The 10,540-nt window shown below is 74.4% G+C and carries 9 protein-coding genes; 6 read left to right on the plus strand and 3 right to left on the minus strand.

From position 1 onward, the window contains the following. Nucleotides 1-1,083: FUSC family protein (locus KS423_RS27125; protein WP_224282396.1), on the plus strand; the 1,083-nt coding region annotated here is incomplete at its 5' end. Nucleotides 1,084-1,150: 67 nt separating this feature from the next. Here the strand turns inward: KS423_RS27125 and KS423_RS27130 are convergent. Continuing rightward, on the minus strand, nucleotides 1,151-2,554 hold the full coding sequence (locus KS423_RS27130; RefSeq protein WP_224282397.1) for an amidase: 1,404 nt from the start codon (nucleotides 2,552-2,554) through the stop codon (nucleotides 1,151-1,153). Nucleotides 2,555-2,862: 308 nt separating this feature from the next. Here KS423_RS27130 and KS423_RS27135 point away from each other — a divergent pair, with 308 nt between their 5' ends. Further along, a complete protein-coding gene (locus KS423_RS27135) occupies nucleotides 2,863-4,212 on the plus strand; it encodes a cytochrome P450 (RefSeq protein ID WP_224282398.1) in 1,350 nt (449 codons plus the stop codon). Between the two features lie 94 nt (nucleotides 4,213-4,306). After that, nucleotides 4,307-5,032: a rhomboid-like protein gene (locus KS423_RS27140; protein WP_224282399.1), complete on the plus strand. Its 726-nt coding sequence runs from the start codon at nucleotides 4,307-4,309 to the stop codon at nucleotides 5,030-5,032. 95 nt (nucleotides 5,033-5,127) lie between these two features. Here KS423_RS27140 and KS423_RS27145 read toward each other — a convergent pair whose 3' ends face one another. Further along, nucleotides 5,128-5,709: a DUF421 domain-containing protein gene (locus KS423_RS27145; RefSeq protein ID WP_224282400.1), complete on the minus strand. Its 582-nt coding sequence runs from the start codon at nucleotides 5,707-5,709 to the stop codon at nucleotides 5,128-5,130. A 54-nt stretch (nucleotides 5,710-5,763) separates the two neighbouring features. Further along, a complete protein-coding gene (locus tag KS423_RS27150) occupies nucleotides 5,764-6,582 on the minus strand; it encodes a LysR family substrate-binding domain-containing protein (RefSeq protein ID WP_224282404.1) in 819 nt (272 codons plus the stop codon). Between the two features lie 67 nt (nucleotides 6,583-6,649). Between KS423_RS27150 and KS423_RS27155 the strand changes: the two genes are divergently transcribed. The 3 genes from KS423_RS27155 (at nucleotide 6,650) to KS423_RS27165 (ending at nucleotide 10,062) form a co-directional block, all read left to right on the plus strand. Then, entirely contained in the window at nucleotides 6,650-7,078 is a 429-nt protein-coding gene (locus KS423_RS27155) for a DUF5997 family protein (protein WP_224282401.1), read from the plus strand. 146 nt (nucleotides 7,079-7,224) lie between these two features. Beyond that, a complete protein-coding gene (locus tag KS423_RS27160) occupies nucleotides 7,225-8,139 on the plus strand; it encodes an SDR family oxidoreductase (RefSeq protein ID WP_224282402.1) in 915 nt (304 codons plus the stop codon). A gap of 249 nt (nucleotides 8,140-8,388) precedes the next feature. Continuing rightward, nucleotides 8,389-10,062 carry a DUF885 family protein gene (locus KS423_RS27165; RefSeq protein ID WP_224282403.1) on the plus strand — a complete coding sequence of 558 codons (1,674 nt, stop codon included), beginning with the start codon at nucleotides 8,389-8,391 and terminating at the stop codon, nucleotides 10,060-10,062. The last annotated feature ends 478 nt before the right edge of the window (nucleotides 10,063-10,540 follow it).

Below are 10,540 nucleotides of genomic sequence, written 5' to 3' on the forward strand. Positions count from 1 at the left end.
CTCGACCTGCCGGTCCCCGCCGGTCCGTCCACCCGCGCGCTGGTCGAGGCGATCGGGCACGCCAGCACCGTCGCACACGAGGCCGCGCCCGACCCGTACGCCGCCGACGACCGGCTCGGCCGGCCCGCCCGCCTCTCGGTCAGGGCACGGCGGGCGACCAGGGCGCTGCTGCTGTCCGGCGCGTCCTGGCGCTACGGGCTGCGGCTGGCGCTGTGCATCGGACTGGCGCAGGTGCTGGTCTCGGTGATCGCGGTGCCCCGCTCGTACTGGGTGGCGCTGACCGTGACCTTCGTGATGAAGCCCGACTTCGGCTCGGTGTTCTCCCGCGCGGTGCTGCGCGCGCTCGGCACCGCAGCCGGGCTGCTGATCGCCATGCCGGTGCTGGCCGAGGTGCCGCACGGCTGGTGGGACGTTCCGGTGATGGCGGTGCTGGCGGCGCTGATCCCGGCGCTGTCCGCCAAGGGATACGCCTTCCAGACCGCGGCCATCACCCCGGTCATCCTGCTGCTCTCCGACCTGCTCAACCACCAGGGCTTCCACCTGGTGCTGCCCCGGCTCTACGACTCGCTGATCGGCTGCGGCATCGCGCTGCTGGCCGGCTACCTGCTGTGGCCGGAGTCCTGGCACACCCGGATCGGCGACCGGCTCGCCGACGCCGTCCAGGACACCGCCTCGTACGTGTCACTGGCCTTCACCACCGCGCCCGGACGGGACGAACCGGCCCGCGCCCGCTACCGACGGCGGCTCTACCGCGACCTGTCCGCCGTGCGCAGCGAGTTCCAGCGGGCCCTCACCGAGCCGCCACCGGTCGGGGCCCGGGCGGAGGCGTGGTGGCCGGTGGTGATCGCGGTCGAGCGGATCGTGGACGTCACCACCGCCACCCGGGTGCGGATCGAGCACGGTGCGCCGGTGCCGACCGCCGCCGAGGTCGCCACCGTCACCCGGGAGCTGACCGACCTGGCCGAGGCGCTGCGCACCGGCCGGCCGCTGCCGGAGGCGCAGCCCGACGTGCTGTCGCCGGGCTGCGCACTGGCCCGGCTGCACCACGAGGTGCACGCCGCCCGGTCGGTGGCGGCGTTCTGAGCGCGGCCGGTCCCGGACCCGCCGGGTTCAGCCGTGGACCCGGCGGTCAGTTCCGCACCCGCCGGGTTCAGTCCTGGATTCGCCGCCAGGGCCGCTCCGCCTCCAGCGCGAAGGCCAGCTCCAGCAGCAGCCGCTCCTGCCCGTGCGCCGCCGACAGGTGGACCCCGATCGGCAGCCCGCTGGGCGCCGAGCCGGCCGGCAGGGCGATGCCCGGGCCGCCGGTCACGTTGTTGACCGGGGTGAAGGCGACGTAGCGCATCAGCCGGTCCATCAGCTCGTCGAAGTCCACGTTCGGACTCAGGTGCCCGATCGGTGGGGCCGTGTGGGCGAGCACCGGGGAGAGGATCACGTCGTGGTTGCGGAAGATCCGCGCGTACACGCCCTCGGCCCGGCGCAGCCGCCGCAGGACGGCGGGGGTCTGCGGGAACTCCTTCCGGAACCGGCGGCGCAGCCCGGTGGTCAGGCCGTCCAGCTTCCCGGCGCGGAAGCTCGGGTCGATCAGCAGCCGGCCGGTGGCCGCGATGGCCCAGGCGATGTAGCCCCAGTAGGCGACGAAGTCGCGGGAGAACTCCTCACCGAAGGGCAGTGTGGTGGGCTCGACCTGGTGGCCCATCGCCTCCAGCCGGGCGGCGGTCTCCTCGACCACCTGCCGGGTCGGCTCGTCGGTCTTGGCGATCGGCGAGTCCACCACCAGGCCGATCCGCAGCCGCTGCCCTCCCGGCCCCTCGACCAGGCCGAGCGGGGGCAGTCCGGGATTGCTGCGGTGCCGCTCGGCGGCGGCGAGGAAGGCGGCGGTGTCGCGCACCGAGCGGGTCAGCACGCCGTCGGTGACCAGGTCGATCGGCAGTTTGCCGCCCTGGGCGTTGGTCACCAGCCGGCCCCGGGTGGGCTTGAGCCCGACCAGTCCGCAGCAGGCCGCCGGGATGCGGATCGAGCCGCCGCCGTCGTTGGCGTGCGCGATCGGCACCACGCCGGAGGCCACCAGGGCCGCCGAGCCGCCCGAGGAGGCGCCGGCCGAGTGCGAGGGCTTCCACGGGTTGCGCACCGGCTGGGCGGCGGCGAACTCGGTGGAGGCGTTGAGCCCGAACTCGGGCAGTCTGGTCTTGCCGAGGACGGCCAGGCCGGTGGAGAGGAACTGGTCGGTGAAGCGCGCGTTGCGGCGGGCCGGGCGGGCGCGGTAGGCCTCGCTGCCCATCGCGGTCGGCAGGCCGCGCAGGTCCACGTTGTCCTTGAGGTAGGTCGGCACGCCCCACAGCGGGCCGCCGATGCCCTCCCGGCTGATCTGCGGCCTGTCGTACGAAGCGTGGGCGACGGGCAGCAGCGTGCCGTCCACCCGCGCGGCCCGGTCGACGGCCGCCCCGACCAGTTCCCGGGGGTTGACCGTGCCGGCCCGCACCAGCGCGGCGAGTGCCACCGCGTCGTGTGCGCCCAGGGCGTCGTCGGCGAACGCGTGGACCCGCTCGTCGGTCATCCGAACTCCCCACTCCCTGCCGGACGTTCCACCGTCCGGCGATCACACCGGCTGGTCGTACCTGCCCGGTTCTACTGACCGGTAATCTCGCAGGGGTCCGAGTGTAGGCGCGACCGATGGCAGCCGCCGGGCCGGGGGGCCCTTCGGCGGGTGATCCATCCGTCAAATCGTCGGGGGCGTACGAGCGTTCGGCCCGCGCCCCCGCGTTCACCCCGTCCGCCGGTCCGCGATCGTTTCGCCGCACCCCGCCGGGAAAGATCACGTTCACGAACCGCCCAGGTCCTCCCGCCCGAACCAAGGTGACGCCCGTGCCGACCCCCTTCTTCCCGACCACCCGGTTCACCGCGGCCATCGCCCCCGGCGGCCTCCCGCTGCTCGGCCACGCCCCCGCTCTCCTCCACCGCCCGCACGAGTTCGTCGCCGGCCTGCCCGCCCACGGCGACCTCGTCCGGCTGCGGCTCGGCCCGCTCCACGCGTACGTGGTCTGCCACCCCGAGCTGGTCCGCCGGCTGCTCACCGACGACCGCGCCTTCGACAAGGGTGGGCCCCTCCTCGTCAAGGCCCGGGAGGCCGTCGGCAACGGCCTCGCCACCTGCCCGGCCGCCGTCCACCGGCGCCAGCGCCGCATGCTGCAACCCGCGTTCCACCCCGACCGGCTGCCCGACCACGCCGTGATGATGGCCGAGGAGATCGCAGGCGCCACCGCCCGCTGGCGCGACGGCGACGTCATCGACGTCCCCGCCGCGATGCACCGCCTCACCACCGCCGTCACCGCCCGCTGCCTGTTCGCCACGCACGAGCGGGCCGGCTCGCTGCCGGTGCACCGGAGCATGGACGTCGTGGCCCGCGGCGCAGGCCGGCGGGTGATGCTGCCGCTGCCCGGCATCGACCGCCTCCCCACCCCCGGCAACCGCCGCTTCCGCCGCGCCCAGCAGGACCTGCGGGAGATCACCCGGCGGCTGATCGCCGACCACCGCGCCGCCGGCACCGACCGGCACGACCTGCTCTCCACGCTGCTCACCGCGACGGACGGGGACGGCCGGCGCCTGTCCGACGCCGAGATCCACGAGCAGGTGGTCACCTTCCTGCTGTCCGGCGTGCAGACCACCGCCGCCACCCTGTCCTGGGCCTGGACGCTGCTCGCCGCCAACCCGGCCGTCCGGATGCGCCTGCACGCCGAACTCGACACCGTCCTCGACGGCCGGCCCGCCCGCCACCAGGACCTGCCCGCCCTGCCGCTCACCGCCCGGATCGTCAGCGAGACCCTGCGGCTCTACCCGCCGCCATGGATCCTCAGCCGCACCGCCACCACCGACACCGAGCTCGGCGGCCACCGCATCCCGGCCGGCACCACCCTGCTGTACAGCCCCTACCTGCTGCACCGCCGGGCCGACCTGTTCCCCCGTCCCGACCGCTTCGACCCCGACCGCTGGCTCACCACGGCCCGACCCGCCCCCGGCACCTACACGCCCTTCGGCCTCGGCGCCCGCCGCTGCATCGGCGAGTCCTTCGGCGTCACCGAGGCCGTCCTCGCCATCGCCACCATCGCCGCGCGCTGGACCATCGCCCCCATCCCCGGCCGGCCCGTCCGCCCCGCCCGCGGCTGCTCCCTCTCGCCCCGGCCCTTCACCGCGACGCTGACCCGCCGGGTCCGCTGACCGGATTCCGACCGGGCTTCGGTACTGTCCCGGCATGGCCGGCCGTACGGGCGCCGGCCGGAACCACGCCGCTCGACCGGGACGCCACCAGACCATGAACGCTCGAACCCCATCGGGGCTCCTGACCGGGCTGCTCCGCGCCGTCCGGACGTATCCGCGCCGTTCGCCGCTGACCTTCGGCTACGTCGTCCTGCTCCTGCTCGGACACGTCTGGGTCGAGAACCTGCTCGCCGCGGACCGGGCGGACGCGCTCCGCGACCACATCAGCACCAACCTCGACAACCTGCACGACCACCCGGTCACTGCCCTGCTCGGCAGCGCGCTGCTCTTCGACGGCACCCTCACCGAGATCCTCTCCACCGGCTTCGGCGGCACCCTCATCACCCTTGGCCTCGGCGTCTGCTGCTGCCTCGCCTGGGCGGAGCGCCGCTTCGGCAGCCTGCGCGCCGCCGCCGTCCTCCTCTACGGGCACATCGGCGCCACGCTGATCACCGCCGCGGTGATCCTGCTGGCCCTGCGGCACGGCTGGTACCCGGAGAGCGTGCGCCAGGCCTCGGACTACGGCATCAGCTACGGCGCCCAGACCCTCCTCGCCCTCGCCACCCTTGCCGTACCCCGCTGGGCCCGGCTGCCCTGGGCCGCCTTCGTCGTCGCCTGGCCGCTCTCCGGCGACCGCGAATGGCCGGGCCCCCTCCCGGACTTCACCACCGTCGGCCACCTCCTCGCCGCCGCCCTCGGCTTCATCCTGGCCACCACCGTGGCCCTCACCTCCTCCCGCCGCCGTGCCGAGGGCCTCGACCCGGTACCGGTGGACCGGTGATCACGCCCCGACGAGCCACGACGCTTCCTCTGGGGCGCGGTCCGGCCGTATGACCGAGTGCCCGTCAGCGGGTGGCCGCGGGACCGAGCTGCCCGTCAACGGGGTGGCCGCCGGTCCGCGGCGATGGCGGTGAGCAGCCGCTCGATCTCCTCCAGCCGGCGCCGCAGATCCTCGACGTCGCCGCGGGTGGCACTCTGGTCGCCCTTCTTGAGGGTGACCAGCAGCTGCCCGTCCGGCTCCAGCCGGGCCCGGGCCACCTGGCCGAGGTCGTCGCCGTTCTGGATCCGGATGGCGTGCTCCAGCTCGGACGGGCGCAGCGCCAGGTCGTGCAGCGCGCCGGGCACCAGCTTGCCGTCCTTCACCACGGTGGTGGCCCTGCCCTCCAGGATGCGGGCGGCCCTCGGGTCGCGGGAGAGCCAGCGGGTGACGGCGGAGTTCACCGCGACCAGGGTGACCGCTCCGATCGCACCGCCGAAAAGGCTGTTGTCGTTGCCGATGATGGCGTTCTGCACCACGTTGGAGAGCAGGAAGACGACCACCATGTCGAAGGTGTTCAGCCCCGCCAGCCCGCGCTTGCCGGCGAGCCGGAACAGCACCAGGATCAACGCGTAGACGGCGATCGTGCGGAGGACCTTCTCCACGATCGGAATCTGGACGGCCACCAGGTCGTGCCACACTGCCCCGCTCCTCCCATCTCGACCGCAGGGAACGGGGCAGACGCTACGCCACGGTCATCGCTTCGGCCTACCGCGCCGGGCCGCCGCGCCCCGCCCGCCGGCCTTGGCTCCCCCGGCCTTCGGCGACCCCGCCCGCGGCCCGCCCGACTTCTGCGCGCCGGTCTTCTGCCCGCCCGACTTCTGCGCGCCGGCCTTCTGCTGCTGCGGCTTGCCCCGGCCGGCCGCCGCCTTCTTCGGCTGCGCCTCGGGCGCCGACTGCCCGGCCCCGCGCCCGCGCGAGCTGTTGACCGTACGGCCCCGGACGATCCCGATGAACTCCTCCACCAGGTCCGTGGTCCGCTCCTGCGGCCAGGACAGCGCCACCTGGGACTGCGGCGCCTCCGCCACCGGCCGGTAGGTGAGGTCCTTGCGGTGGTGCAGCCGGGCCAGCGACTGCGGCACCAGGAGCACGCCGACGTTCGCCGCGACCAGCTCGATCGCGTCCGCCGTGCTGTCGGGGCGCGCGATGGCGGGGCGCCCGGGCAGGGTGTCCGCGGTGAAGCCCAGGGTGTCGTCGAGCGGGTGGAAGACCACCTCCTCGGCCAGGTCGGCCGGCGCGACCTCCTCCGCGGCGGCGAGCCAGTGGTCCTTCGGGAAGACCACGACGGTGGTCTCGGTGTAGAGCGGGATCGCGCTCAGCACGTCCTTGTCGACCGGCAGCCGGAGCAGCCCGGCGTCCGCGCCGCCCTCGCGCAGGGTCCGCTCGCCGTCGCCGGACGGGACCGCGAGGAGGTCCAGCGGCACGTCCGGGAGCCGCTCCCCCCAGACCCGGACCCATTTGCCGGGGGTCACGCCCGGGACGTACACGAGCCGGAAGGACGGGTTCACCTGCATGTCTGTCACAGGGCAAGGCTACCGACCGTGACCGGAAGCGCCCGCGCACTCCCTTACCCTTGTCACCATGACATCGCTCAAGCAGAAGACCAGCCAGACCATGAAGCCGGCCACGGCGGCCAAGAAGCTGGGGATCTACCTCGCCGCGGCGCCGACCGACTTCCAGGAGGGCGTGGTCTCCCGCGAGGAGCTCAACGCGCTGCAGGCCGAGCCGCCGCAGTGGCTCCAGGACCTGCGCAAGAACGGCCCGCACCCGCGCCCGGTGGTCGCCGCCAAGCTCGGCGTCTCGATCGCCGGCCTGGCACGCGGCGGCGTGACGGAGGCGCTCACCACCGAGCAGATCGACGCCGTCAAGGCCGAGAACCCGCTCTGGCTCCAGCACGAGCGCGCCAACCAGGTGGACGTCCGCAAGGAGGCCGCCCGGATCAAGGAGAAGCACGAGAAGGAGGCCGCCGCCAACGCCGTCAAGGAGGCGAAGGCCGTCCAGGCCCGCTGACCCGCCCTCCCCCGTCCGGCACGGCGGCGCTCCGGCGCCGATTGTCGGACCCCTGCGCAACGATGGTGCCGACGTCCGTCCCGACGGGCGTCGGCATCGTCATGCACGGGTTCACACAGGGGTTCGACAGGCGAGGAGGCCCAGGGATGGCAAGGGCACTGGAAGGCAGGATCGCACTGGTCGCGGGGGCGACGCGGGGAGCCGGGCGGGGCATCGCGGTCGAGCTCGGCGCGGCCGGCGCGACGGTGTACGTCACCGGCCGCAGCACCCGGCAGCGGCGCTCGGAGTACGACCGCCCCGAGACGATCGAGGACACCGCCGACCTGGTCACCGCCGCGGGCGGCCGGGGAATCGCGGTGCCCACCGACCACCTGGTCCCCTCCGAGGTGGCCGCCCTGGTGGAGCGGATCGGCGACGAGCAGGGCCGGCTGGACGTACTGGTCAACGACATCTGGGGCGGCGAGAAGCTGTTCGGCTGGGACGTCCCCCTCTGGGAGCACGACCTGGACGACGGCCTGCGACTGCTGCGCCTGGCGGTGGAGACGCACGCCGTCACCAGCCACCACGCCCTGCCGCTGCTGCTGAAGCACCCCGGCGGCCTGGTGGTGGAGATGACGGACGGCACCGCGGAGTACAACCGCGACACCTACCGCAACTCCTTCTTCTACGACCTCGCCAAGGCCTCGGTGCTGCGGATGGCCTTCTCGCTCGGCCACGAACTGGGCCCGCGCGGCGCCACCGCCCTCGCCCTCACCCCCGGCTGGATGCGCTCCGAGATCATGCTGGAGCACTTCGGCGTCACCGAGGAGAACTGGCGCGACGCCCTCGCCCAGGAAGCGCATTTCGGCATCTCCGAGTCCCCGTACTACGTCGGCCGCGCGGTCGCCGCGCTGGCCGCCGACCCCGGCGTGGCCCGGTGGAACGGTCTGTCGGCCTCCAGCGGGCAGCTGGCCCTGGAGTACGGCTTCACCGACCGGGACGGCAGCCGCCCGGACTGCTGGCGCTACCTCGTCGAGGTGCAGAACGCGGGCAAGCCGGCCGCGCCGGAGGCCTACCGCTGACCTCCGGCCCGGCCGGGCCGCGCCGTGGGGTGCGTGGCGGACGCCGGCCGGGGGCGGAACTCGCCTCCGGCCGGCGCGTCTTGACCGGGCTGCCGGTCACTCCGAATAATCGGCGGGATCGGGGCACCGCAGGGTGCCCCGATCCGTACCGGGCGCGCCGGCCCGGCGACGCCGCCGGCACCGCCGGTGGGCAACACCGGTGGGCAACACCGGTGGACACCACACCACATCGCATCGGGGGAGCGACCAGTGATCGAACAGCCTCAGCACGCCGGAATCGCCGCACTCGCGGACGAGTTCTTCGCCGCCGAGAACACCCACAACCCGTTCGATGCGACCCTCAGCGGGGTCGAGGGCTACGCCCACCTGGTGCCCGACCCGTCCCGCGCGGCCGCGCACCGCCACCGCGAGGCGCTGCGCGGCTTCGCCGAGCGGCTGGCCGCGATCCCGCTCGACACGCTGGCCGGCGAGGACCGGATCACCCACCGGGTGCTCGCCCGGCTGATCGACAACGGCATCGGCCAGATCACCCACGGCCTGGCGGAGTTCAGCGTCTCGGCGACCATCATCGCCCCGCAGAACGAGGCCTTCTCCGCGCTCGCCATGACCTCGGTCGACCAGGAGGGCGCCGACGCCTACCTGAAGCGCCTCGCCGGCCTGCCCGGCTACTTCGACGCCGCCCTGCGCGGCATCCTGGACGCCGCCGCCGAGGGCCGCCTCCCTCTGCGCAGCGGGGTCGACGCCGCCGTCGCCCAGCTGGAGGCCTACCTGGCCACCGACCCTGCCGAGGACAAGCTGCTGCGGCCGCTGGCCGACCGCCGGGAGCACGAGCGCGCCCGGACCGTCGTGCGCGACGCCGTCCGCCCGGCGGTGGCCCGCTTCCGGGCCGGGCTGGCCCAGCAGCTGGCGCCGGGCGCCCGGCCGGACGACAAGGCCGGGGTCTGCCACGTACCGGGCGGCACCGAGGGCTACGCGGACGCCGTCGCCCGCTTCACCCGGCCCGGGCTCGCCCCGGAGGAGGTGCACCGGATCGGTCTGGAGGCCGTCGCGGCACTGCGCGAGGAGTTCGCCGAGCTGGGCGGCAAGGTGCTGGGCATCACCGAACCCGCGGCCGTGCTGGCCGCGCTGCGCGAGGACCGCTCGCTGCGCTTCGGCAGCGCGGCCGAGATCATCGCCCTGGTGGACGGCGCGCTGGAGCGGGCCCGCCGAGCCAGCGCCGACTGGTTCCGCCCGTACCCGATCGCCGACTGCGTGACCAGGGAGATCGACCCGATCGGGGCGGAGACCGCGCCGTTGGCCTACTACCAGCCGCCGGGCCCGGGCGGGCTGCCCGGCACCCACTGGATCAACACGCTGCGCCCGGAGACCCGGTTCAGCTACGAGTACGAGGCGATCGCCTTCCACGAGAGCGTCCCCGGCCACCACCTCCAGCTCGCCGTCGCGCAGACCCTGCACCACCTGCCGCGGTTCCGGCAGAACCCGAGCGGCCAGCTGACCGCCCACGTCGAGGGCTGGGGCCTGTACACCGAGCGGCTCGCGGACGAGATGGGGCTGTACGGCTCGGAGCTGTCCCGGTTCGGCATGCTCTCACTGGACGCGGTGCGGGCGGTCCGGCTGGTGGTGGACACCGGGATGCACCACTACGGCTGGTCCCGGGAGCGGGCGATCGCCTACATGCGGGCCAACACCGCCACCCCCGAGGCCAACGTCCGCAACGAGATCGACCGTTACATCGCCTGGCCGGGCCAGGCCACCGCCTACCTGATCGGCCGCCGGGAGATCGTGCGGCACCGTGAGCGGGCCCAGGCGGCACTCGGCGCCCGGTTCGACATCCGGGAGTTCCACCACCAGCTGATCGGGCACGGCAGCCTGCCGCTGGGGGTGCTGGAGGAGCTGGTGACGGACTGGATCCTGGAGCAGTAGGCCGCCGGCGGCCGGACGCTGCTCCGCGTCCGGCCGCCGGTTCGGGACCGCTCCGCGTCCGCCTCCCGACCGGACTGTCCGCAGGACGGAGTCGCCGCCCTTGAGCCCGGCCGGGCAGAGGGTACGCCCGTCCGCACCGAGCTGGGCCTGGACGACGGTGTCCGGCCCGAAGCCGGTGACGGTCTCCGGCAGCCGAACCGGCGCCGTCGCGGAAACGGTTCCGCACGCCCCGCAAAGGCTTCCCCCGCCCGGACGTGGCGTCATCCCACCGGCCCCGTCCGCACGGTAGTGTCCGCTGGCGCGGCCCCGGCATGCCCGGTGGCCACCACCCACGCACACCCCGATGGAGGAACCCGTGCCGGCTCCCGCCCGCCGCGCCCTGGCCATAGCCGCGGCCGTCCTGCTCGCCGCCGCAGCCGCAGGCTGCTCGTCCGGCGGCGGCCACACCGCCAAGGGGGCCGGGCGCAGCTCCGCCCCG

Source organism: Streptomyces sp. LS1784 (genome assembly GCF_020103755.1).
In the GTDB taxonomy this organism is placed as follows: Bacteria; Actinomycetota; Actinomycetes; order Streptomycetales; family Streptomycetaceae; genus Kitasatospora.

Coding starts and splice junctions, on each gene's coding strand:
- KS423_RS27130 (WP_224282397.1), bottom strand. CDS start 2,554: ATGACCGACGAGCGGGTCCACGCGTTCGCCGACGACGCCCTGGGCGCA.
- KS423_RS27140 (WP_224282399.1), top strand. CDS start 4,307: ATGAACGCTCGAACCCCATCGGGGCTCCTGACCGGGCTGCTCCGCGCC.
- KS423_RS27150 (WP_224282404.1), bottom strand. CDS start 6,582: ATGCAGGTGAACCCGTCCTTCCGGCTCGTGTACGTCCCGGGCGTGACC.
- KS423_RS27160 (WP_224282402.1), top strand. CDS start 7,225: ATGGCAAGGGCACTGGAAGGCAGGATCGCACTGGTCGCGGGGGCGACG.
- KS423_RS27155 (WP_224282401.1), top strand. CDS start 6,650: ATGACATCGCTCAAGCAGAAGACCAGCCAGACCATGAAGCCGGCCACG.